Origin of the sequence: Mycobacterium sp. ACS4054 (assembly GCF_001667275.1) — a bacterium.
Lineage (GTDB): Bacteria > Actinomycetota > Actinomycetes > Mycobacteriales > Mycobacteriaceae > Mycobacterium.
On record NZ_LZHV01000018.1, the window covers coordinates 25240 to 48424 of the forward strand.

A 23185-nucleotide genomic window follows, 5' to 3' on the forward strand; every position below is an offset into this window, starting at 1 on the left:
GGCTACACCGTCAGCGCGAAGTTGGGGTTGACGCCGTAGAGCGCCAACGCGGCGGCCAGAACGACGACCTGCACCGACACCAGCGAGAAACGCATCGATCGGCCGACGGCCTCTCCGACGCCGACGGGTCCGCCGCCGGCGTTGTATCCGTAGAAGCAGTGGGTGATCATCACGACCGCCGTGATGATGATGGCCTCGAGGAACGACCAGAACACGTCGTCGGGGCGCAGGAACGTCCGGAAGTAGTGCTCGTAGGTTCCGTTGGATTGCCCGTAGAGCACCGTGGTGGTGATCTGCGGGGACAGGAACGACATGATCATCGCCAGCGAGTACAGCGGAATGATGACGACCAGGCCGGCCATGATCCGGGTGGTCGCCAGGAACGAGATCGACTTGATGCCCATGACTTCCAGGGCGTCGATCTCTTCGCTGATGCGCATGGCGCCCAACTCCGCCGTGGCGCCGGCGCCGACGGTGGCGGCCATCGCGATTCCGGTGACGACCGGGGCGGCGATGCGCACGTTGATCAGCGCGGCGAAGAAGCCGGTGAACGCCTCGACGCCGATGTTGCCCAGCGAGGCGAAGCCCTGGATGGCGACCAGGGAGCTACCCGACAGGGTCACGAAGCCGACGATCGCGACGGTGCCGCCGATGACGGCCATGGCGCCGGTGCCCATGCCGATCTGCGCGATCAGCCGCAGGGTCTCCTTGCGGTAGTTGCGCAGCGCGTGCGGGATTTGCCCGAGGGCCACCACCCCGAACCAGGCCATCTGGCCGACGTCGTCGATCCCGCGGGCGGCGGCACCGCCGTAGCGGTTGAGGTTTTCGGCTGCCCGTGGGAAGCGGGCGCGCAAGACGGCAGCGGTCGACATGTCAGTGGCCCGTTCCGAATCGGACGCCGATGGTGGTCAGCACCACGTTGACCGCGTACAGCGCGACGACGCAGAGCACGACGGTCTCGTTGACCGCCGTGCCCAGCCCCTTCGAGCCGCCGCGCACGGTCAGCCCGCGGTAGCAGCCGACCAGCCCGGCGATCAGGCCGAAGGTCGCGGCCTTGACGGTCGCGATGACCACCTCGGGCAGGCCGGTGATCGTGGTCAGCGTGGCCAGGTACGCACCACCCGAGACGTTTTGCAGGTAGACGCCGAACAGGTAGCCGCCGACCAGGCCCACGGTGATCACCAGGCCATTGAGCAGCGTGGCCACCAGGGTCGCGGCGACCACCCGGGGAACCACCAGCCGGTGGATCGGGTCGATGCCGAGCACCTCCATGGCGTCGATCTCCTCGCGGATGGTGCGCGCGCCGAGGTCCGCGCAGATCGCCGTCGAGCCGGCGCCGGCGACCACCAGCACCGTGGTCAGCGGGCCGAGCTGGGTGACGGCGCCGATCGCCGCGCCCGCGCCGGACAGGTCGGCGGCGCCGAACTGGGCGAGCAGCACGTTGAGGGTGAAGATCAGCAGCACGGTCAGCGGAATCGAAACCATGATGGTCGGCAGGAATGCCACCCGCATGATGAACCAGCACTGCAGGACGAATTCGCGCCACTGGAACGGCCAGCGGAACAGCGCCCGCCCGGTCAGCACGCACATCCGGAAGAATCCCCCGATGAGCGTCAGGGGGGTGTCCAGTTGGTCGCGCAGGTAATTGACGAGGTAGGGGCCCTGCCGACCGGTCGACGTTGACGTCACCGCTGCCCCCTCCAGCTGGTGCCGCGCGCCTGTCGGCGACCCGGCAGATCGTGTAGCAAGCCTCGCCCCCTCGCCGCAACGCGGCTGGGGATGCCCCCGCCTCGCCCCAACCCAACGTGTGTGACCATCGGCTCCCTACTGACAAGTAGTAACGGAGACCACAGGAATGTACCCGATGGCCTTGCACGTGTGAACTGCATCTGCACAATTAACCCTTCGCCAACAGCGGGCAAACGTTACAGTTTCCGTCAGCCTTCCTCTCACCCCGTGAATCATGTTGCCCTAGAACGGTTCTCGTCGATATTTGCGCTTCCGTAACGGATCCGTAGCTCAGTCTTGAGCACCTTGCCGGCCGGATTGCGCGGCAGGGCATCGACGATCTCGAGCGCCTTGGGATGCTTGTAGCGGGCCAACCGCTCGGTGAGGAATTCGTCCAATTCGTCCAGCAGCAGCTGATCGCCGGCGATGGCCGCGACCGCGATCGGCACCTCGCCCCACTTCTCGTGGGCCCGTCCGATGACCGCGACCTCGACGATGTTGGGGTGGCCGGCCAGAACGTTTTCCACCTCGGCGCAATAGATGTTCTCGCCGCCCGAGATGATCATGTCCTTCTTACGATCCACCACCCAGACGTAGCCCTCCTCGTCCATCCGGACGAGGTCGCCGGAGTGGAACCATCCCCCCGCGAACGCCTCCGCCGTGGCCTCCGGGTTGTTCCAGTACCCGCTCATCAAAGTCGGTGCGCGGTAGACGATTTCGCCCACCTCGCCGATCGGTACGTCGTTCATGTTCTCGTCGACCACGCGGGCAGCAACGGTCGGGATCACCTTGCCCACCGAGCCACGTTTGCGGATCGCGTCTTCGCCCAGCAGCATGCAGGTGACCGGCGACATCTCGGTCTGGCCGAACGCCGCGAGGATCTGGGTCCCGGGGAAGACCACCGACATCTCGCGCAGCAGCGCGTCGGGCGCCGGCGCGGCCCCCCACGACATCACCCGCAACCTCAGGTCGCGCGGACGCGCCTGTTGCTCGCCGCACACCGCCTGCCATTGCGCGGGAACCAGGAAGATGCCGGTGACCTTCTCCTCGGCCAGCACGTCGAGCAGCTGGCCCGGCTCGAACGCGCCCAGCGGGTAGATCACCGTGGGGATGCCGAGCAGCAGCGACGTCAGCATGTTGCCGATGCCGGCGATGTGAAAGAACGGGACGCCGACGAAGCCGACGTCGCTGTTGATGTCGGCGCCGTTGGTGTACAGGCCCGTCATGGTCTGACCGGTCAGGTTGGTGTGGGTCAGTACGGCGCCCTTGGGGCGGCCGGTGGTGCCCGAGGTGTACATGATCAGCGCCGGCGAATCGTTCGGGACGTCGACGGGCTCGTGCGCGCGGCCGGTCTCGTCGATCAGGTCCTCGTAGCCGAGCACGCTGTCGTCGTCGGCGCCGCCGGCCACCACGATCGTTTCCAGCAGTGGCTCGACGTCGCGAACCCCGGTGGCCACCGGGGCGAGCACCGATTCGGTGATGAGCACGCGGGCTTCGCAGTCCTGTACCAGGAACGCGATTTCGGCGGCGGTGAGCCGGAAGTTGAGCGGGACCGCGATGCCGCCGAGCATGTTGATTGCCAGCACCGACTCCATGAATTCGGGGCGGTTGAGCATCAGCACCATGACCCGATCGCCGAAGCCGACTCCCCGACGGCTCAACGCATCGGCCAGCGCCGAAACCCGGCCGTGCAATTCACCCCACGTCGTGGTCTTCCCCAGGAAACGCAGTGCTGCCGCGCCCGGCTGCATGAGGGCATGCCGTTCGAGCTGGTTCACCCAGTTCTGGCGCCGGGCCAGATACGGCTGCTCGGTCGCCTGCGCCAGATGGCTCGCTAATTGCGCGGTCAACTCAAGCCTTTCCCTTCACTCGCGCACCGCTTGCGCCAGGTTGATATTTGATAAAACATGGTGTTGTCTGGGTCACATTATGGCCTTAACGCCCAGCTGACAAGCCCCGACCGAAGTTTCAAACCAACCTCCGCGACGCCCCGAAAGCCCTGGCAGCCCACGTGAACGCACCGATATCCACGCGACTGAGGAGCCGACGGCCACTGCGCCGGGCGCAGCTGTCCGATGAGGTCGCGGGCCACCTTCGGGCGGCGATCATGTCCGGGGCGTTGCGGCCGGGAACGTTCATCCGCCTCGACGAGACCGCGGCCGAGCTCGGCGTGAGCGTCACGCCGGTGCGCGAAGCGCTGCTGAAGCTGCGCGGCGAGGGGATGGTGCAGCTCGAACCGCACCGGGGTCACGTGGTGCTGCCGCTGACGCGCCAGGACATCGAGGACATCTTCTGGCTGCAGGCCACCATCGCCAAGGAGCTGGCGGCCGCGGCCACCGATCACATCACCGACGCCGAGATCGCCGAGCTCGAGCGCATCAACGAGGCGCTCGCCGCGGCGGTGGGGTCCGGCGACGCCGAGACGATCGCAGGCATCGAGTTCGCGTTCCATCGGGTCTTCAACCAGGCGAGCGGGCGGATCAAGCTGGCCTGGTTCCTGCTCAACGCCGCCCGCTACATGCCGGTGCTGGTGTATGCCGCCGACGAGCACTGGGGCGCGGCCGCCGTCGACAATCACCGGCAGCTGATCGCCGCGCTGCGCCGGCGCGACGCCGCCGCGGTGATCGAGCACACCGTGTGGCAGTTCACCGACGCGGCGACCCGGCTGACCGAGCTGCGCGACCGGACGGGAATCTTCGACTAAGGCGACTCTCCGTCCAACGTCGCCGTGCGAACGATCAGCCGGAGGCAAGCTGCTCGGCGCGCCGCTTCAGGGCTTCGGCGAGGTGGTCCAGCACGTTGCCGACGAGCTGCTTGACCATCGGCGCGGGAACCGGCATCGAGGTCTCGACGTCTAAGTCCACGGTCAGCAGGCTGGAGTTGCCCATCTCCACCACGCTGAACAGCTGCTCCTGCTTGGTGAACAGGTCGCCCTGCTGCAGGACGGTCTGGATCTGGTTCTCCCCCGGGTAGTACACGGCCTGGATGAACATGCTCTGCATGCCCTGGTAGTCGGTGTCGAGCCGCAGCTGGCTGGGGCGCCCGTCGTCGTAGCGGGCGAGCACCCAGAGCCCCTTGATCTCCTCGTTCCACTGCGGGTAGGCCTCGAAGTCGGCGACGATCGCCATGATCGAGGCGGCGTCGGCGTTGACCTCGACGGTCTTGCTCATAACGGGCATTGGCGAAGCATAGCCGGGCGCTCGACGCGTCCCGAGTGCGCAGGTAGCGCGGCGGTTTCGCGCGAAAGCCCCGGTGCCGCGGGCGATCTCGGGATTACCGGTCCACCTTCGCCGTCGACAGCAACGAGCGGATGGCGTCGGGAATCTCGACCGGCTTGCGACTGGTCCGGTCGACGTAGACGTGCACCCAGTGGCCCAGCGCGGTGATGGGCTGGGCCGGCCCGCCCTGAGCCGACCGGAAGACGGCGAGCCGGTAGGTCACGCTGCTGCGGCCCAGCCGGGTCACCGCCAGGCCCACAGCGAGGTTTTCCGGGAAATGCAGCTCGGAGAAGTACCGGCAGCCGGACTCGGCGACGATGCCCAGCGCGGGCGTGGTGAGCGGGTCCAGCCCGGTGCTGGTGTTGATCCAGGCGTTGATGGCGGTGTCGAACAACTGGTAGTACACGGCGTTGTTGAGGTGGCCGAACATGTCGTTGTCGGCCCACCGGGTTCCGACCGGCCAGATGACCGGGAAGTCGTCGCTGGTGAGCCCGTCCGGCGCCGGCGGTACCACCGGAGCCGGCGAGGCCGGCGGTTGGCGAACCATGGTTGTATTCCAGCATGGTTCGGATTCGGGGTGCCGTGCTGGACCGGATCGGTCTGGCCCGCCCCTACGCCGAGTCCCGGCCCATCCGCGTCGTCGATCTCGAGCTGGACCCGCCGGGCAGCGGCGAGGTGATGGTCCGCATCGAGGCGGCCGGCGTGTGCCACTCGGACTTGTCGGTGGTCGACGGCAACCGGGTGCGCCCGGTGCCGATGCTGCTCGGTCACGAGGCGGCCGGGATCGTCGAGCAGGTCGGCGACGGTGTCGCCGACCTCGCGATCGGTCAGCGGGTGGTGTTGGTCTTCCTGCCGCGGTGCGGTCATTGCGCCGCCTGCGCGACCGGGGGCCTGACGCCGTGCGAACCGGGCAGCGCGGCCAACGGCGCCGGGACGCTGCTCGGCGGGGACATCCGGCTCAGCCAGGCCGGACACCGGGTCTACCACCACCTCGGCGTCTCGGGTTTCGCGACGCACGCGGTGGTCAACCGGGCCAGCGTGGTGCCGGTGCCGCCCGACGTGCCGCCCGAAGTCGCCGCGCTGCTGGGCTGCGCGGTGCTGACCGGTGGCGGTGCCGTGCTCAACGTCGGCGACCCGCGGCCGGGGCAGACGGTCGCCGTGGTCGGCCTCGGCGGTGTCGGCATGGCCGCGGTGCTCACGGCGCTCACCTACGACGGCGTGCGCGTCGTCGCCGTCGACCAATTGCCCGAAAAGCTGGCTGCCGCAAGGGCCCGGGGCGCGCACGAGGCATACACCTCGCAGCAGGCCCTCGACGTCGGCGTCAAGGCCGCCGTGGTCATCGAGGCCGCCGGCCATCCCGCCGCGCTCGAGACGGCCATCGCCCTGACCGCGCCTGGCGGCCGCACCATCACGGTCGGGCTGCCGCCACCGGCCGCGCGAATCACTGTGTCGCCGTTGGGTTTCGTGGCCGAAGGCCGATCGCTGATCGGCAGTTACCTGGGTTCGGCGGTGCCCAGTCGCGACATTCCCCGGTTCGTCGCACTGTGGCAGTCGGGCCGGCTGCCGGTGGAGGCGCTGGTGTCCTCGTCGATCCGGCTGGAGGCGATCAACGAGGCGATGGACAACCTCGCTGACGGCACCGCCGTGCGCCAGCTCATCAGGTTCGACTAGCGCCACCGCGGGCGCCGCTCAGCGGATCTGCACGCATTGGCCGCCGTCGACGACCAGTTCGGCGCCGGTGATGAACGACGCCGCCTCGGAGACCAGGAACGCGACCGCGTCGGCGATCTCGCGGGGCTGGCCGATCCGCCCGAAGGCCGACGACGCGGCCAGTCGTAGTTGGGTGGCGTCGTCGAGCATCGGCGTCGCGATCGGCCCGGGGAAGACGGCGTTGACGCGAATGCCGAGGGGCGCCAGTTCGGCGGCGGCGTTCTGGGTCAGGCCGCGAAGCGCCCACTTCGCCGAACCGTAGGCCGCGTGGTGCGGGAAGGGGCGGATGGCGCCGGTGCTGCAGATGTTGACGATCGCGGCGTTGGTCGCCGCGCGGAGGTGCTCCAGTGCCGTGTGGATCCCCAGGAAGGCACCGAAACAGTTGACCCGCCAGGAGGTTTCGAAGGCATCCGCGGTCTCGTCCGCCAGCGACGCCCGGTGCAACACGCCGGCGTTGTTGACCAGCGTGGTCAGCGCCCCGAACCGGCCGACCACGGTGCGCACGGCCTGCTCCCACACCGATTCGGACCTGACGTCGAGTTCGACGGCGATCACCTCGTCGTCGCTCAATTCAGCGACCAGGGCGGTCAGGTCGCCTGCGCGCCGATCACACGCGGCCACCGAATAACCCTCCGCCCGGAGCCTTTTCGCGATGGCCCAGCCCTGTCCCCCGGCCGCCCCGGTCACCAGTGCGACGCGTTCATTCACGACGATGTGACCTCGGGGGTGTCGGAAAGGCCTCGGCTGGTGACGAATTGGCATCGGCGCCGGCGGAAAAGCCACCGCCCGTCGATGCGGACGAGGTCGTCGTCGTACAGCGCGGGTCGGAGGTGCTGGTCGACCGCCCGGACGAACAGCACCTGCGACCGGGCCGTTGCCGTGTCGTCGTGGACGTCGATGCGGGACACCCCGGTCAGGTGCAGGCCCCGCGGGGCATCCCGGAACATCTTGCCGATGCCGTCGTGCCCGGCGAACGAGCGCCCGTAGACAAGGAATTCGGCGTCCGGGGTGAACAGGCGCAGGCACGCGTCGATGTCGCCGGAGTCCAGCGCCAGGGCGTAAGCGTCTACCACCTCACGGATCGCGGTCCGGTCATCCGTCATGTTTTCGCCTCGCGCAGGTGCTCCGCGGCTCCCCGCCGCAGCGCAACCGATTCGGCCGCCAGGGTGATCATCGAAAACCCCAGCTTCGCCATGGCGCGGCCGGTCGGGCCGTCCCCCGCGTGCACCCCGGTCACCAGACCGGCCGCTCCTGCCGCTCGGTGAACTCGCACGATGGCATCCAGGACAGCCGGATCCTTGTGCGCCGCATGCACATCCACGCCCAGCGAAAGGGCGAGGTCGGCGGGGCCGACGTAGAGGCCGCCGAGCCCGTCGACGGCGCAGATCTCGTCGATGGCGCCCAGCGCAGCGGCCGTCTCAATCATCGCGAACACGCTGACCCGGGCTTGCAGCGCCGCGGTGTCGCGGCCCAGGTCGGCGCGCAGCGGGCCGAAGCTGCGGATGCCCGCCGGCTGGTAGCGGGTGGCGGCCACGGCCGCGGCGGCCTGGTCCGCGGACTCGATCATGGCGATGACGACGGCGTCGGCGCCGGCGTCCAGCACGCGCCCGATCGGTGCCGCATCAGGGTTGGGCAGCCGCACCACTGTGCCGATCGGCAGGTGTTCGGTTCGGCGCAGCATGCCGGCGATGTCGGCGTCGTCGAGGTAGCTGTGCTGGGCGTCGAAGCCCACGTAATCATAACCGGCCCTGGCGAATTCCTCCGCCCCGAGCAGCGTGGGCGCGGTGATCCAGCCGCCCCAAATAGGGGTGCCCCGGTCCAGGGCCCGCTGCAAGGGGCTCCGCGAATCGTCGACCACGCTCATTGCGCGATCGCGATCTTGACGCGGTCCGGAACGGGCCGGCAGGCGAGGTCGAACGCGCCCTGCACGTCGTCGACGCCGAACGTGTGGGTCAGGTAGGTGGCGAGCAGCCCGGGATGTTCGGCGGCGAACTTGCCGGCGAGCTCCAGCATGCGACGCCGGTCCAGCGTCACACCGGATTTCAGCGTCAGGTTGTTGCGCAGCATGCTGCGCATGTCGATCGGGTAGGCGTCGTCGTTGGCGACGCCGAAATAGAACACCGTGCCGCCGGGCGCCGCGGCGGCGATGGCGTGGCCGAGCGTCGCGACCTGGTGACCGACCGCCTCGATGACGATGTCGGCGCGGTCGACGGCCGCCAGCCGGCTCACCCACCGGTCGCTGGTGGCGCGCACCGGGTCGTCGACGCCGAAAGTGCTCGCGACACTTGACCGGTCGATGGGATCCACTCCCGTGACGCGCCGCGCGCCGGCCGCCTTTGCTACGTAGGAGAACAGCAGGCCGATCGAACCCTGGCCGATGATCGCCACCTGCCTGCCGGTGAGGTCGGGCAGCTGCTCGAGGGCGTAGAGGACGCAGGCCAGCGGTTGCAGGCCGACGGCTTGCGCGGGGGTCAGCGCCGGGTCGTACGGCGCCAGGCCGTCGCCGCTGCTGACCACGCGTTCCATCATGCCGTCGAACCCCGAGGCCCAGCCGACCACGTGATCGCCGGGGCGGTGGTCGGGATGCCGGCTGGCGATCACCTCCCCGGCGATCTCGTGGATCGGGAAGCCGTCCTTTTCGGCCGCGCTGGCCCCGTCGTCACCGGGTAGCCGCCCGCGCGCGCCGCGGAAGGCCGGCAGGTCGCTGCCGCAGACACCGGCCGCCATGAACCGCAACAGCACCTGCCCGTCGGCCAGGGACTCCGGCGTCTTGTCGGCGATCGTTGTGCGCTCGAACGCATACGGCGCGACGATCCGGTAGGACCACACGTCAGACCTCCACCGGAATGTTGTTCCATCCCCATTGGAAGCTCGACGGCAGCCGCCGGGCGGCTTCGGTTTGGATCGCGAACTCGGGCACCCTACGTAGCCATTCCTGCAGCAGCACAGCGACTTCCAGCCTGGCCAGGTGGTAGCCGATGCAGAAGTGTTGGCCGCGGCCGAACGCCAGTGAGCGGTGAATCGGCCTGTCCCAGATGAATTCGTCGGGTTCGGGGTATTCGCGTTCGTCGCGGTTGGCCGACGCGAGCAGGGTGATGACCCGCTGGCCGGGCCGGATGGTCTCGCCGTGAATCGTGAAGGGTTTCCGCGCGGTGCGCGCGAACCACTGGGCGGGTGCGCAGAACCGGATCATCTCCTCACGTGCGACCGGCACGGTGTTGGTGGGGTCGGCACGCACCGCGGCCATCTGCTCCGGCCGCCGGCCGAGCTCCCACAGCCCGTGGGCGACGATCTTGGGCACCGTCTCGGTGCCGCCGATGAAGATGCAGAGCATCTGGGTCGCGACCTCGACGTCGTCGAGCGGGCTGCCGTCGGGCAGCCGGTAGCCGAGCAGGCCGTCGACCACCGGCAGCGTGTCACCGGCCCGGTCGGCGCGGCGGCGCCGAACCGATGGCAGCAGGTAGTCGAAATAGTTGGGCCGCGCTTCGGCGGTGTCCACGCCGACACCCGGCTCGGCGAGGCTGCCCGCGTTGACCGCCGCCAGCACCTGCGGGGCGAGACCGGTTGAAATACCCAACAATTCGCAGACGACGGACGCCACGACGATGCCGCCGTAGTCCTGGGTCAGGTCGAACGAACCGCGCGGCAGCAGCTCGTCGAGACGCTCGTTGGCCAGCTCGCGGATTCGCGGCTCCCAGCCGGTCACGGCGCGGGGGCGCAACGGCTGGGAGTGCGCGCGGCGGATCTCGGCGTACAGGTCCGTGTCGAACACCGCGTGAAACGGCAACGGGTGCAGCGGTGGATCGTCAACCGGTCCGGTGTTGTGCTTGGCCAGCACCGAGGCCGCCGGCAGGGTGCCTTCCGACGCGACGAACGTTCCGTCGTTCACCTCCAGCACCTGCCAGATGTCCTCGAATCGGGACAGGGCGAAGGTGTCCCACTGTGGCATGTAGTAGACGGGGTGGCGGTCGCGCAGGATCCGGTAGTACGGCAGCGGATTGGCCATCACCTGCGCGTCGAAGGGGTCGTAGGCGAAGTCCACGTCTTCCGACTGGTTCGTCACTGCAGCGGCGACGGCGGTAGGGCCTGCAGGATCGAGTCCTCCCAGCCATCGCGCAGGGCGGGCGCCACGCTCATCCACGTGACGATCTCGGGAGGCGGGCTCTCCTTCCACGAGGGGTAGTGGTTGGCGAAGCATTCCCAGCCGCCGTCGAGCGCCCAGTAGTGGATGACCTCGTTGTAGCGGAAGGTCGTGGTGAACGAGCCCAGCCAGCGTTTGCCGGTCCGTTCCGACCATGGAACGTAGAGGCGCTCCAGTTCGCGGATGTAGTCGTCCTGACGCCCGGGCTTGGTCTGCATGATCTCCTGAATCACCAGCGGCGCCGTGAAATTCGCGTCGCGCAGCTGGGCGAGGGTCTTGTTGCTGGGCCCGGGGTACATGATGCGGCCCTCCCCCGCCGCGCCGGCGTCAGCCAGGAACGCCGACCATTTTCCGGCCGCGGCCTCGTGGCTGCCGCCGCGGGCCTGCGCCGCGCCGATGCGCGCGTAATCGGCGAATCCGTCGATCTCCCAGATGATCGTCACCTGCGGCCAGTGGCCGTTGTACGGCGTCGTCTCCCAAATCGCGAACAGCCGCGCGCCGAGGTCCTCCATCATCGGCCGGTAGGTGTCGGAGAAGACCTCGGTGAAGCGATCGCTTCGGCCGGTGCCCAGCGAGATGGTCTCGTGCAGGTAGAGAAGCGTGTGCCGGTAGTACTTCTTCATCAGTCGAGCCGGACCAGCCCCGAGTCGCCGCGCCCACAGGTCGCCAGGTCACAGAGCAAGGTCTCGGTGGAATAGACGGTGGGACAAGCCATCCCGGCCGCGGCCAGCGCGTGGCCCTTGAATCGGCGCGCGGCCGCGCTGAGCGCGTACTGTGCCCGGGCCACCCCGCGATCCACCCGCAGGGGCCAACCGGACGGCGCGTGGCCCCACAGCGTGACTTCGGTCAGCCGGTCGTCCAGCGACGCGAGCACCCTGTCGCGCACGCGCGCATCCGCGGTGAAGGCGTCGGCGCTGACCGCGAGGCTCTGGCTCGCCGGGCCGAGCATCGCGAATTGCTCCTCGAGATCCAGCGCCCGCACACCGAGGATGCGTAGGCATCGGTCGTCACCCCCGTCGGGCAGCAACACCGTCACCTGCCATCCGGCCATGGCGCGGTCGTACAGCCAACCCCCGGCCGATTGGACGACGTCGAGGGCGCTCACCGCGATGACGTCGAGCCGGTATCCCAAACGTTCCCGGCTGGCTCCGGCGGCATCGACCCGGGCGCCTTGGCTGATGTCGAACGTTGACGTGACCATTCAATCCGTTCCTCACCGCCGCGCGGGGATTGGCGCTTACGGCAACGCTTGTCCTGGGCTGGGTGCCGCCTTGCGCGGCTCACCGGACAGCGTGACACTTAGGACGATATTTGTAAAGGAGCGACCGGTGGTCACAAGCCGCGGCGAGCCTTGAGCTCCGCGAGCACTTCCTCGGTGTGCTGCCCGAGTTCCGGTGCCGCAGAACGGGGTGCCCATGGGGTGCCGTGGAAATCGGCCGGGGTGGCCACCATCGGAACGATGGATTCACCGTCCGGCACGTCGACGATGCCGCCCGCGGCGTGGAATTGCTCGTCGGCCACGACGTCCTCGAGCGAGTTGACCGGTGACCAGAAGAAGTCCGGTTCACCGGAAAACGCCTGCGCCCATTCGTCGAGTGTGCGGGTGGCGAAGATGGCGTCGAGTTCGGCGATCAGCTCCGCCGCGTTGACGAAGCGCGCGTACGCGTCGCCGAACCGGGGATCGGTCAGCCACTCCGGATGGCCGACGACGCGACACAGCGGGGGCCAGTGCCGGTCGCCTTCGAGCCCGACGATCCAGAATCGGCGCCCGTCGGCGGTCGCGTAATTGTTCATGCACGGGTTGCCCATCGACTCGCGTTGCCCGACCGCGATCGGCTGACCGGTCAGCAGATAGGTGTTCAGGTCGAAGCTCACGGTGTAGGCGCCCTGGCGGTACAGCGAGGTGCTGACCAGTTGGCCGGTTCCGGTGCGGGCGCGGGCGACCAGCGCCGCGCAGATCGCCGCGGCCAGCGTCATGCCGGCCGAATGATCGCCCATGCCGCCGCGCTGGAACGGCGGCGTGTCGCCGGGCCGGGTGAGCAGATGCGCCACCCCGGCCCGCGACCAGAACGCGGCGACGTCGTATGCGGCGCGGTCGGCATCGGGCCCGGTCTCGCCGTACCCGGTGATCAGCCCGTAGACCAGGCGGGGATTGCGCGCCGACACCGACTCGAAGTCCAGTCCGAGGCGCGACAGCGCGCCGGGCCGCACGTTCGTCACGAAAACGTCGGCGTCGGCGAGCAATTCGAACGCGGTCTCGCGGCCCGACTCCTGCGCGAGGTCCAGCACGACGCTGCGCTTGGAGCGGTTGTCCATCTCGAAAGGCGGGTTGACGCCGAGGTCGCAGCCCAACATCCTGCCGAACAACCGCCCCGGGTCCCCGCGCGGCGGTTCGATCTTGACGACGTCGGCGCCCCAGTCGGCCAGGATGCCGCCGGCGGCCGGCCCGGCCACCCATACCCCGAGCTCGACGACCTTGACGCCCTCCATTGGTCCCGCCATGGCTAAGTCCTACTCCGCGCTCTTCGAATGTCACGCCGGCGTGACCGTCCATTGCCAGTGCCACGCTAGCGTGACGGTCGAAGGCGTGGGCGATGGAAGGAGCACCATGAGCCTCGTTGCCGGACGTGGTCCGCTCAGCAGTGATCCGGCCGGGCGGTTCTCGCCCGCCATACCGGACGGCGTCGTGTTCGTCGAGCCGCACCCACGGCGCGTGCAGGCGATCCAGGACGGGCGCCTGGTGATCGACACCGAGCGGGCTTTGCTGGTGCACCGGCGGGGCCGGCCGCTCAGCTACGTCTTCCGCGCCGAGGATGTCGGTGACCTGCCCACCGAACCCGAGCCGGAGGCGCCGGGCTTCGTGCACGTGCCGTGGGACGCCGTCGACACCTGGCTGGAGGAGGGCCGCGAGCTCGTGCACTATCCGCCGAATCCCTACCACCGCGTCGACTGCCGGCCGACGAGGCGCCGCCTGCGCGCCAGCGTCGCGGGCGTCACGCTGGTGGACACCGATGACACCGTGATCGTGTTCGAGACCGCTTTGGAGCCAAGGCTTTACGTCGGCCCGACGCACGTGCGCACTGACCTGCTGCGCCGCACCGACACGGTGACGTATTGCAACTACAAGGGCTTTGCCACCTACTGGTCGGCCGTCGTGGGAGATCACGTGATCGACGACATCGCCTGGAGCTATCCGGATCCGCCACCGGAAAGCCTGCCCATCAAGGGCTTTTTCAGCTTCGACCTGGCCCGGGCCGACGTCGTGACCGACCTGCCGCTCACCCGCCGTAGCTAGGGCGTCCCAGGTTCAGCTCGTGCTGGGCGATCATGTTGCGGAACACCTCGAGGGTGCCGCCATAGATGCCGAGCGGCAACGAGAGCCGGTAAAGGTGTTCCGCCGCACCGTCGGTGGCGGAGCCTTCGGTTTCGGTCGGCAACGCCGAGGCCGAACCCATGATGTCCATCAGGTCCGGGGTGATGTCGCGCATCGTCTGCGCGACCGCGACCCGCCCGAACATTCCGGGCGTGGACAGCGCCGCCTCCATGCGCGCGACGGCGCGGCCGAGCCGGTACTTCACCGACTCGTCGTCCGTCGCCGAAGCGACGGCCGCGACGGCGTCGACCACTTCGGCCATCAGGTCGCCGTGCGCCGCCATCGCCGCGACGTATTGCAGCCCATGGTCTTCCGGGTCCACGATGCCGTGCTCGGAGTCCAGCGCCGCGCGCATCACCGTCCAGCCGCCGTTCACCTCGCCGATGCGGTAGAGGTCTTCGACGCGGACGTCGCTGTAGTAGACGATGTTGGTGCGGTCGCCGTCCAGCGTCCGGATGCCCTGGATCTGGATGCCCGGCGTGTCGAGGGGCACCAGGAACATCGTCAGGTTCCTGTGCTTGGGGCCCTGGGGGTCGGTGTTGGTGAGCAGGAAGACGTACCTGGCGTTCTGCGCGTTCGACGTGAACATCTTGGAGCCGTTGATAATCCACGCGTCGCCGTCGCGTACCGCGCGCGTCTTGCAGGTGGCGACGTCCGAGCCGCCCTCGGGCTCGGTGTAGCCCAGACACAGCCGGATCTCGCCGGCCAGCACGCCCGGAATGACCTTGTCGGCCAGCTCGGGCGCCCCGAATTGCCGCACCAGCTTGGCGACGACGGACGTGGTGCCCCAGTGATACCAGGGGGTGTGGGCGCGGGCGATCTCGAGCTGGAATATGCGTCGGCGCACCGGGCTGAAGCCGCCCTCGGACTCCAGCTTCCAATCGGATGCCAGGTAGCCGGCCTCGCCGAGCGCCAGATGCACGTCCTCGTCGAAGTTTTCGCCGAACTTCAGCTGCCGGTGCAGCACCTCGTCGGTGACGTGCTTGGCGATGAACGCCCGCGTCTCGTCGCGGAAGGCCTGGTCCTCCGGCGAGAGTTGGACGCGGGAGAAGTCCATCAGGCCGCGTCGATCACGAGGGTGCGGAATCGGTCGAGGGTCTCGAGCGCGTGGGTGATGCTGTCCCCGGGCAGGTGCACGCTCACCCAGGTAACCCCCACGCCCGCAAGCCTTTCCAAGCCGGCGAGATAGGCGTCGGGGTTGAATGAGTCGTCGGCGGGGCTGCCGCCCTCGAAGTTGGCGAAGGTGATGTCGATGGTGGACCAGTCGCGGCCCGCGGCATCGCACCGGCGCCGCAGATCGTCGATGCCTTCGGTGAGCCGCGCCACGGAGTCGATCACCGCGGTGCCCGCCGTCTGGGCCAACTGGGGAGGGGCCGGGAATGGGCACCAGCCGTCGCCGTATTGCGCCACGCGCTGGCGCGCCGACGAGGTGTTGCCGCCGATCCAGATCGGCGGGTGCGGGTCGCTCAGCGGGCGGGGGTGCGCGGTGATCCCCCGCGCGCTGAAATGCTTACCCTCGAAGGTGATGTCGTCGCCGGTCCACACCGCCCGGATCACCTGCAGTGCTTCCTCGAACAGCTCGGCTCGCTCGTCGTAGCTGACACCGAGCGCGGCGAATTCCCGCTTCAGATAACCCACACCGACCGCGAGCGTGAAGCGGCCGCCGGAGAGCAGGTCCAGCGTCGCGCCGGACTTGGCCACTACGAACGGGTTTCGATACGGCAGCACCACGATGTTCGGGATCAGCCGCAGCGTCGTCGTCGTGGCCGCCGCGAAACCCAGCGCGACAAAGGGATCCAACGCGTCATGCCCACCGGCTTGTAGCCACCGCTGCGACGGCGCCGGGTGGTCGGTGAAGCCGAACCCGTGAATGCCGGCCGCCTCGGTGGCCGCGGCCACCTTCGCGATGCCGTCCCCGCTGACCAACTCCGGGTTGTACGGGTGACTGTGCATGGGATGGGTGATGGTGAAGTGCATGACCGCGGCCCGCCGTCAGAACCGCGCGCGGGAATCGATCGCCGTGTCCGTGGTGCGCAGCGGCCGGATCAGCGCCTCCTGGGCGAACGAGCACAGCAGCTCGCCCGCCTCGGAGTGCACGGTGCCGCGCACGTACGACATCCCCGCGCCGACCTGGGTGCTCTCGTGGGTGTAAAGCAGCCAGCCGTCCCAGCGCACCGGTTCGTGGAACGCCACCGAGATGCTCATCGGTGCGGTGGACACGGTCAGGTGCGCCTGGGCGGTGCCGATGCCCTCGTGCGGTCGCATCGTCGTGGAGATGCCCAGGTGGCCGGTGAAGTACGCGAGCAGCGCCTTGGCCAGGTCGTCCCGTTCCGGGATCGGGTCGTAGTGCAGCCACGCGTACAGCTCGGGTGGCCCGACCTCGTCGGGGCTGTTCACGTCGACGACGTCGACCAGGCGCAGTTCGCGGCCCACCATCGGCATCGGCGAGGGAATGGCGTCCGCGGGCCCGGTCACGTCGGGGCGCGGCAGATGGTGGCGGATGACGTCGCCGGTCGGCACGTCGGCCAGCACCGTGATGCTCAGGCAGCGCCGCCCGTTCTGGTGGACGGCGACCACCGCCGTGGCGGTGGACCGGCCCTCGGCCACGACGTCGAGGACGAGTTCGATCGGCGGGCCGACGGTCACCGCGCGGGAGAACACCGCGTGTGCCGAACGCACCGACTTGTCGCCGAACCGTTTGGCCACCGCCACAATCGCCTGGGCGAGCACCTGGGTTCCCTCCACCACCTGACGTTCGTCGCCGCCGACGATGCCGGTGTCGCCGGTGAACCGGTCCTGCCCGTCGGCCCGCACGTCGAACAGGTCCAGCAGGCCCTGCACGGTCCACTCGGTCTGCTCAGATTCCGTGGTCAAGTCGGGTCCACCTCTCGCGCTAGCAGCTCACGGCTCAGCGTGACACTTTGCGTAGGATTTGTAAAGCCTGGCTAACAAGGTGCCGGCTCGGTGGTCCGCCGGATCGATGGGACATCCAGGGGCGGAACACAATTGGGCGACGCCTCCCGCGCTTGCGCATCCGCCTTCATCGGGTCCGCGGGGACCGGCCGTCGCGAGATTGACACCGGCACCCACGGTGCATGACACTTTGGCGGTGTTTTGTAAAGCGGAAGCCGTGGTCAAAGGCGTGACCGGATGATTCCCGAACCGCTGGCCAACAGCTTCTGCTTCGGCGAGGGGCCACGCTGGTTCGAGGGGCTGCTGTGGTTCTCCGACATGCTGGGCGAGGCGGTCCACACCTCGACCATGGGTGGCTCGCTCACGACCTTGCCACTGCCCGGGCACGCGCCCTCCGGCCTGGGCTTCCGGCCGGACGGATCGCTGCTGATCGTCTCGGCCGACGACCGCAAGGTGCTGCGCTACGACGGTGAAACCGTGGACACCATCGCCGATCTCACCGAACTCGCGCCGGAAAACCTCGGGGACATGGTGATCGACGACGCGGGGCGCGCCTACATCGGGTGCCAGGCGTGGCACGGCGGGCGCATCATCCGCCTCGATCCCGACGACAGCGCGACCGTCGTCGCCGAGGACCTCGACTTTCCCAACGGCATGGTGATCACCCCGGACCGCGCCACCCTGATCGTCGCGGAATCGATCGGCCGCCGGCTGACCGCGTTCAGGATCGACCCGGACGGCGGCCTGGCCGACCGGCGTGTCTTCGCCGAGGGCCTGGACGGGCCGCCCGACGGCATCGCGCTCGACGCCGACGGCGCGGTGTGGGCGTCGATGACGCTGGCCCACCAATTCGAGCGGATTGTCGAGGGCGGGGCGGTGACCGACCGCATCGACATGGGTGAGCGCGTAGCGATCGCCTGCGCGCTCGGCGGCCCAGAGCGGCGGACGCTGTTCCTGTTATCGAGTACGGACGCCTATCCCCAGCGGCTGGTCGGCACCCGGCTGTCCCGGCTGGATGCGGTCACGGTGACGACTCCCGGTGCCGGCCTGCCCTGACGAAAGGTTGACGATGTCCGACTCCTACTACGAGCTCGTCGACGGCGCCGATCCGCTGGGCGAGAAATTTCGGGCCACCGATTTGGCGCGGGGCACGTGGTCGGCCGCGATTCAGCACGGCGGGCCGGTGTCCGCGCTGCTGGTGCGGGCGCTCGAGCGGTGCGAGCAGCGCGACGACACCCGCCTGTCGCGCGTCGTCATCGACCTGTTGGGCGGGGTGCCGGCCGAGGGGGACCTGTGGGTCGGCTCGCAGGTGCAGCGGGGCGGCAAGCAGATCGAACTGGTCACCGCCGAGATGCTGGCCCCCGGCCCCGATGGCGAGCCCCGGCCGGTGGCGCGCGCCAGCGGCTGGCGGTTACAGACGCTGGACACGAGCGCCGTGGCCCACGCCGCGCCCGAAATGCCGCGGCCGCGCAGCGAGGCGCGCAACCGCAACCTGAAGGCGCGGGATTGGGACCGCAACTACGTGCACAGCCTGGACTGGCTGTGGCTGACCGAACCGCTGAGCGAGGGGCCGGGCGAATCGTGGATCCACCCGACCGTAGACCTGGTCACCGGCGAGAGCATGACACCGCTGGAGCGGCTGTTCGCGGTGGCCGACTGCGCCAACGGCATCGGCAGCAAGTTGGACATCACCCGGTGGACCTTCCTCAACACCGACCTGGCCGTGCACGTGTTCCGGGTTCCCGACGGGGAGTGGATCGGGATCCGCGCCGAGACGAACTACGGCCCGGACGGCATCGGGACCACGGTCGGCACGTTGTTCGACGAGCAGGGGGCGGTGGGCGCCATCCAGCAGTCCGTGTTGGTGCGGCCGCGGCCGCCCAAGCCTGGCCGGGAAGCGAAATGACGGTGAACGACTTCGTAGAGTTGCACTTATGAGCAGTCCGGCCCAGACCGCAGAGCCCGACACCTCGACGCGGCAGCGCATCCTCGATGCCACCGCCGAGGTGCTGGGCCGCAACGGCAAGACCAAGCTCAGCCTGTCCGACGTCGCCGCGCAGGCCGGGGTCTCGCGCCCGACGCTGTACCGCTGGTTCGCGTCGAAAGAGGAGTTGCTGTCGGCCTTTTCGAGCTACGAGCGGCAGATCTTCGAGAGCGGGCTGGTGCGGGCCACCGCGGGGTTGAAGGGCGTCGACAAGCTCGACGCCGTGCTGCGGTTCATCGTGGAGTACCAGCACTCCTACTCCGGGGTGCGCATGGTCGACGTCGAGCCCGAACACACCATCGCCCAGTTCGGCGGGGTCATCCCGCAGATGCGGGAGGGCCTGCAGCGCCACCTGCCGGGCCCCAACGCCGCGGTGAAGGCGGCGACCGTCATTCGGATCGCGATCTCGCACTACATCGTGCCCAGCGACGACGCCGACCAATTCCTCGCGCAGCTGCGGCACGCGGTCGGCATCAAGGGCAGTTCCTGATCAGTCGAGGTGCACCGCGACCTTGACGCGGCCCTTCTCGTCTCGGCTGGCGATCGCGTGTCCGGTGTGGTCGGCGCCGTCGAAGTTGAGCAGCGTGATCGGACCGCCCTCGCCGAGGAAGTTTCGCCACCAGGTCTTGCTGTCGGGCGACATGACGTTGATGACGACGCCGTCGCCGGAGCGGCGATACCCGACCGGGGTCTCGATCGTCTTGCCCGAACGCCTGCCGACGTAGCGGATCTTGATCAGCCCGCGTCGTACCAGTCGCCCGACGACGGGCGCGTCGATCATCCCGTTGAAGAGACTGTTGATGATTCCGACGATGGGCGTGTCGAAGATCCCGGATGCCATGGACCCCAGCGTATGTCAGACGGCGCTAGAACGATCAGTCGAACAGCACCGCGGCGTTGAGGTAGCCGGTCGGGTCCAGCGCGGCCTTGATGGTCCGCATCGCCGCGATGTCCGCCGGCTCGCGGGACATGCCCAGGTAGTGCCGCTTGCGGGTGCCGACGCCGTGCTCGGAGCTGACGTTGCCGCCGGATCGCGCGATGAGTTCCATCATCGGCTCGTAGAGCGCGCGCTCCCGATCGACCGGGCAGCGCAGCACGTTGAGATGCAGGTTGCCCTCGCCGATGTGGCCGAACAGCACGGGTAGCGCCTCCGGCGCGTGCGTCCCGACCAAAGCGACTGCGGCTGGGGCGAATTCGTCGATCGACGACAGTGGCAACGAAACATCGAACTTCAGCGGCGGCCCGTACACGCCGAGCACCTCGGCGAGCGACTCACGCACCTGCCACAACCGTTGCTGCGCAGCCACATCCACGCCGACCGCGGGCTCGGAGCACATCCGCGCTCCGTCGAGCAGGTCGGCGAGTCGGTCCGTCTGGTCCTGGTCGGCGGCGAGTTCGATCAGTAGCAGCCAGTCGCCGTCGACCGGGGCACCCACGCCCAGGTGTTCGCCCGTCAGCGCGGCGGCCCGGCCGTCGATCAATTCCAGCGCCGCGATGCCGTCGGTGTCCCGGAACGTCCGGCCCGCGTCCACCAGCGCCGCCAGGTCGTCGAACCCGCACACCGCCGTCACCCGCCGCGCGGGGGTGGGGTGCAAGCGCAGATCCAGCGAGGTGATCGCGCCGAGGGTGCCCTCGGCGCCGACGAACAACGCCGACAGGTCGTAGCCGGTGTTGTCAAGGCGCACCCGGCTGTGGCGGCGCAGCAGCGACCCGTCGGGCAGCGCGACCTCGAGGCCGAGGACCTGTTCGCCCATGTTGCCGTAGCGGACCGTGCGCAGCCCGCCGGCGTTCGTCGACGCCATCCCCCCGACGGTCGCCGTGTCCCGGGCGGCCAGGTCCACCCCGAACAGCAGGCCCGCGGCGCCCGCGGCCCGCTGCACCGCGGCCAGTGTGGCGCCGGCGGCCGCCCGGACGCGGCGCTCGACGGTGTCGACGTCATCGAGGGCGTGCAGTCGCTCGGTGGACAGCAGCACGTCGTCGTGTTCCGGAACGGTGCCGGCCACCAGCGAGGTGCGGCCCCCCTGGACGGTGACGTGCGCGCCCGCGTCCCGGCAGACCCGCAGCGCCTCGGCGACCTGCTCGGGCGAACCCGGGCGCACCAGCGCGCTGGCCCGGCCCCGATACCGGCCGGTGTGGTCGACGCTGCGGCCCGCGAGGACGTCGGGATCGGTGACGACGTGGTTCGGTCCCACGACGTCGGCCAGGCTACGCAGCATCGACACCATCCCCTACGCCGAACGTGCGACGAACCGAGCCTAGAACTCCTTGTGCGGCACGTCGGTCACGAGCCCGCCGTCCATGACGAACTCGCTGCCCGTCGAGTAGGACGACTCGTCGCTGGCCAAAAACAGGATGAACGTCGAGACCTCGCGCGACTCGGCCGGGCGGCCGAGCGGAATCGTCACCATGTCCTCGGGCAGATGCTGGGTCATCGGGGTGCGGATGAAGCCGGGGTGCACGGAGTTGACGCGGATGTTGTGCGGCGCCAGCTCCAGCGCCGCGGACTTCGCCAGCCCGCGCACCCCCCACTTCGAGGCGACGTACGGGTGCACCATGGGCGCGCCGCGCAGGCCCTCGATCGAGGACACGTTGATGATCGAGCCGCCGCCCGCCGCGATCATCGGCTCGACCGCCGCGCGCATGCCCAGGAAGGTTCCGGTCAGGTTGACGTCAATCACCTTCTGCCACTTGGCCAGATCGAAACTCTTCAGCGGCCCCAGCGCGACGGTCCCGGCGTTGTTGACCAACACGTTGAGCTTGCCGAATTCGCTGACCGCGGTCTCGACGGCGGCGTCCCACTGGTCGGGCTGGGTGACGTCGAGATGGACGTAGCGGACCGAATCACCGATCTCGTCGGCGACGGCCTTGCCCTCGTCGTCGAGGATGTCGCCGATCACCACCTTGGCGCCCTCGGACGCCAGCAGCCGCGCATGCTCGGCGCCCATCCCCCGGGCGCCCCCGCTGATCAGCGCAACCTTGCCTTCTACCCGTCCCACAGGGACTCCTTTCGATTTAGGTGCTCACCAAAGTGGTTGGTGCGTATAGGCCTTTGCCGGTCACCAGCGGCAGGTCCAGCGTCGTGCGGATGCCGGGCGGTGCGGCGATGACGGCGGGAATGGCGTTGACGATGCGACCCGCGGCGCCGGCGATCGCGGCGTGGTTGTGGTCGCCCTTGCGGCTGCTCGGGATGATGTCGACGGCATAGGACGGCTCGCCGGTGATCTCGATGCGGTAGGAGCCGTCGCCGGACGCGGGCTGGGGCAGATCGGGTCGCAGGTCCGGCCGCAGCCGGGTGACGTGCTCGATGACGATGGCGGGGTGGCCGTCGACCATGCCGCGGATCTCGAACTGCAGCACGGCCACGGTGCCCTTGGCGACGCGTCCCACCGCGATGTCGAAATCCTCCGGCGCCGGCTCGCGCTGATAGGACTCGGTGATCTCGTCGACCTCGATGCCCAGGCCGGCCGCCAGCTGGCGGATCGCGGTGCCCCACGCGATGGACAGGATGCCCGGCTGCAGCAGCATCGGGATTTCGTCCATGGGTCGGCCGAATCCCATGTAGTGCATCACCTCTGCGCCGGCGTAACTGGCGTAGTCGTGAATCTCCATGCAGCGCACCTGCTCGACGCGCTGGCAGGTCCCCGCGAGCGCGAACGGGATCAGGTCGTTCGCGAATCCGGGGTCGACACCGCTGATGAAGATGCTCGAATTCCCTTGCCGGGCAGCGTCTTCGACCCGGTCGATGTACTTGTCGGGCATCACGCCCCACGGGTATTGCAACAGCCCGGGCGAAGAGCCGACGACGTTGACGCCGGCGGCCAGGATGCGCATGACGTCGGCCATCGCGTCGGGCAGTCGGGTATCGCCCATGGCGCAGTAGACGACACACTCGGGCTGGGTGGCGAGCAGCGCGTCGAGGTCGGAGACGGCCGTGACACCGGTGACGGCACCGGGCTCCAAACCGACGCCGCACAGTTCGCCGGCGTCCTTGCCCACCTTCTCGGGGGCGGAGACACACACCGCGGTCAACTCGAACTGGGGGTTGGTGATGAGTTCGGCGAGCGCCAACCCTCCGACGTTTCCGGTACCGACGTGCGCGACGCGGATCGCCATGAGAG

General features: G+C 69.0%; 26 protein-coding genes. 6 read left to right on the plus strand and 20 right to left on the minus strand.

The window, feature by feature from the left end; translation table 11 throughout:
- Positions 1-2 precede the first annotated feature (2 nt).
- The 3 genes from A5730_RS04200 to fadD5 form a co-directional block, all read right to left on the minus strand.
- Positions 3-872, minus strand: coding sequence for an ABC transporter permease (locus tag A5730_RS04200; RefSeq protein WP_067896068.1), 870 nt, complete (start codon positions 870-872; stop codon positions 3-5).
- Between the two features lies 1 nt (position 873).
- Positions 874-1689, minus strand: coding sequence for an ABC transporter permease (locus A5730_RS04205; RefSeq protein ID WP_055405531.1), 816 nt, complete (start codon positions 1687-1689; stop codon positions 874-876).
- Between the two features lie 272 nt (positions 1690-1961).
- Positions 1962-3578 carry a fatty-acid--CoA ligase FadD5 gene (gene fadD5, locus A5730_RS04210; protein ID WP_067896071.1) on the minus strand — a complete coding sequence of 539 codons (1617 nt, stop codon included), beginning with the start codon at positions 3576-3578 and terminating at the stop codon, positions 1962-1964.
- Positions 3579-3739: 161 nt separating this feature from the next.
- Here fadD5 and A5730_RS04215 point away from each other — a divergent pair, with 161 nt between their 5' ends.
- Entirely contained in the window at positions 3740-4432 is a 693-nt protein-coding gene (locus A5730_RS04215) for a GntR family transcriptional regulator (RefSeq protein ID WP_082946708.1), read from the plus strand.
- 34 nt (positions 4433-4466) lie between these two features.
- Here A5730_RS04215 and A5730_RS04220 read toward each other — a convergent pair whose 3' ends face one another.
- Complete coding sequence (locus tag A5730_RS04220) at positions 4467-4907, minus strand: SRPBCC family protein (RefSeq protein ID WP_055405533.1); 441 nt, start codon at positions 4905-4907, stop codon at positions 4467-4469.
- Between the two features lie 94 nt (positions 4908-5001).
- Positions 5002-5493: a thioesterase family protein gene (locus A5730_RS04225; RefSeq protein ID WP_067896073.1), complete on the minus strand. Its 492-nt coding sequence runs from the start codon at positions 5491-5493 to the stop codon at positions 5002-5004.
- 14 nt (positions 5494-5507) lie between these two features.
- Here A5730_RS04225 and A5730_RS04230 point away from each other — a divergent pair, with 14 nt between their 5' ends.
- A complete protein-coding gene (locus A5730_RS04230) occupies positions 5508-6617 on the plus strand; it encodes an alcohol dehydrogenase catalytic domain-containing protein (RefSeq protein ID WP_067896187.1) in 1110 nt (369 codons plus the stop codon).
- Positions 6618-6635: 18 nt separating this feature from the next.
- Here A5730_RS04230 and A5730_RS04235 read toward each other — a convergent pair whose 3' ends face one another.
- The 8 genes from A5730_RS04235 to A5730_RS04270 all read right to left on the minus strand — a co-directional run bounded on the left by A5730_RS04235 (position 6636) and on the right by A5730_RS04270 (position 13299).
- Positions 6636-7364: an SDR family NAD(P)-dependent oxidoreductase gene (locus A5730_RS04235; RefSeq protein ID WP_067896076.1), complete on the minus strand. Its 729-nt coding sequence runs from the start codon at positions 7362-7364 to the stop codon at positions 6636-6638.
- A complete protein-coding gene (locus tag A5730_RS04240; RefSeq protein ID WP_067896079.1) occupies positions 7361-7759 on the minus strand; it encodes a nuclear transport factor 2 family protein in 399 nt (132 codons plus the stop codon). Before A5730_RS04240 ends, A5730_RS04235 begins: the two co-directional genes overlap by 4 nt.
- A complete protein-coding gene (locus tag A5730_RS04245) occupies positions 7756-8520 on the minus strand; it encodes an HpcH/HpaI aldolase/citrate lyase family protein (protein WP_067896081.1) in 765 nt (254 codons plus the stop codon). Before A5730_RS04245 ends, A5730_RS04240 begins: the two co-directional genes overlap by 4 nt.
- Positions 8517-9485 (minus strand): zinc-binding dehydrogenase, encoded by a 969-nt coding sequence (locus A5730_RS04250; RefSeq protein ID WP_067896084.1) that lies wholly within the window; start codon positions 9483-9485, stop codon positions 8517-8519. Before A5730_RS04250 ends, A5730_RS04245 begins: the two co-directional genes overlap by 4 nt.
- A 1-nt stretch (position 9486) precedes the next feature.
- The gene (locus A5730_RS04255; RefSeq protein ID WP_067896189.1) at positions 9487-10698 is read right to left on the minus strand and encodes a cytochrome P450; all 1212 of its coding nucleotides are present in this window, start codon (positions 10696-10698) and stop codon (positions 9487-9489) included.
- Positions 10699-10715: 17 nt separating this feature from the next.
- The gene (locus A5730_RS04260; protein ID WP_067896087.1) at positions 10716-11420 is read right to left on the minus strand and encodes an NIPSNAP family protein; all 705 of its coding nucleotides are present in this window, start codon (positions 11418-11420) and stop codon (positions 10716-10718) included.
- Positions 11420-11998: a hypothetical protein gene (locus A5730_RS04265; protein WP_067896089.1), complete on the minus strand. Its 579-nt coding sequence runs from the start codon at positions 11996-11998 to the stop codon at positions 11420-11422. Before A5730_RS04265 ends, A5730_RS04260 begins: the two co-directional genes overlap by 1 nt.
- 131 nt (positions 11999-12129) lie before the next feature.
- Positions 12130-13299 carry a CaiB/BaiF CoA-transferase family protein gene (locus tag A5730_RS04270; RefSeq protein WP_067896092.1) on the minus strand — a complete coding sequence of 390 codons (1170 nt, stop codon included), beginning with the start codon at positions 13297-13299 and terminating at the stop codon, positions 12130-12132.
- A 106-nt stretch (positions 13300-13405) separates the two neighbouring features.
- Here A5730_RS04270 and A5730_RS04275 point away from each other — a divergent pair, with 106 nt between their 5' ends.
- Positions 13406-14092, plus strand: coding sequence for a DUF427 domain-containing protein (locus A5730_RS04275; protein WP_067896098.1), 687 nt, complete (start codon positions 13406-13408; stop codon positions 14090-14092).
- Here the strand turns inward: A5730_RS04275 and A5730_RS04280 are convergent.
- The 3 genes from A5730_RS04280 to A5730_RS04290 are packed head-to-tail and all read right to left on the minus strand — an operon-like array spanning position 14076 to position 17044.
- Positions 14076-15227 (minus strand): acyl-CoA dehydrogenase family protein, encoded by a 1152-nt coding sequence (locus tag A5730_RS04280; RefSeq protein ID WP_067896101.1) that lies wholly within the window; start codon positions 15225-15227, stop codon positions 14076-14078. The two genes, A5730_RS04275 and A5730_RS04280, sit on opposite strands and share 17 nt — an antisense overlap.
- Positions 15227-16147 (minus strand): LLM class F420-dependent oxidoreductase, encoded by a 921-nt coding sequence (locus tag A5730_RS04285; protein WP_067896104.1) that lies wholly within the window; start codon positions 16145-16147, stop codon positions 15227-15229. Before A5730_RS04285 ends, A5730_RS04280 begins: the two co-directional genes overlap by 1 nt.
- A gap of 15 nt (positions 16148-16162) precedes the next feature.
- A complete protein-coding gene (locus A5730_RS04290) occupies positions 16163-17044 on the minus strand; it encodes an acyl-CoA thioesterase II (RefSeq protein ID WP_067896107.1) in 882 nt (293 codons plus the stop codon).
- Between the two features lie 276 nt (positions 17045-17320).
- Between A5730_RS04290 and A5730_RS04295 the strand changes: the two genes are divergently transcribed.
- The 3 genes from A5730_RS04295 to A5730_RS04305 are packed head-to-tail and all read left to right on the plus strand — an operon-like array spanning position 17321 to position 19557.
- Positions 17321-18139 carry an SMP-30/gluconolactonase/LRE family protein gene (locus A5730_RS04295; protein ID WP_067896110.1) on the plus strand — a complete coding sequence of 273 codons (819 nt, stop codon included), beginning with the start codon at positions 17321-17323 and terminating at the stop codon, positions 18137-18139.
- Between the two features lie 13 nt (positions 18140-18152).
- Positions 18153-18989, plus strand: a complete 837-nt coding sequence (locus A5730_RS04300) for a thioesterase family protein (RefSeq protein ID WP_067896113.1) — start codon at positions 18153-18155, stop codon at positions 18987-18989.
- Positions 18990-19017: 28 nt separating this feature from the next.
- Positions 19018-19557 carry a TetR/AcrR family transcriptional regulator gene (locus A5730_RS04305; protein WP_067896116.1) on the plus strand — a complete coding sequence of 180 codons (540 nt, stop codon included), beginning with the start codon at positions 19018-19020 and terminating at the stop codon, positions 19555-19557.
- On the opposite strand, the gene A5730_RS04310 is transcribed toward A5730_RS04305, so the two are convergent.
- The 4 genes from A5730_RS04310 to A5730_RS04325 are packed head-to-tail and all read right to left on the minus strand — an operon-like array spanning position 19558 to position 23180.
- A complete protein-coding gene (locus A5730_RS04310; protein ID WP_067896120.1) occupies positions 19558-19908 on the minus strand; it encodes a hypothetical protein in 351 nt (116 codons plus the stop codon).
- Positions 19909-19942: 34 nt separating this feature from the next.
- Positions 19943-21283, minus strand: coding sequence for an FAD-binding oxidoreductase (locus tag A5730_RS04315; RefSeq protein ID WP_067896192.1), 1341 nt, complete (start codon positions 21281-21283; stop codon positions 19943-19945).
- Positions 21284-21322: 39 nt separating this feature from the next.
- Positions 21323-22063, minus strand: coding sequence for a glucose 1-dehydrogenase (locus A5730_RS04320; protein ID WP_067270071.1), 741 nt, complete (start codon positions 22061-22063; stop codon positions 21323-21325).
- Between the two features lie 16 nt (positions 22064-22079).
- Complete coding sequence (locus tag A5730_RS04325) at positions 22080-23180, minus strand: diacylglycerol kinase (protein WP_067896123.1); 1101 nt, start codon at positions 23178-23180, stop codon at positions 22080-22082.
- Positions 23181-23185 lie beyond the last annotated feature (5 nt).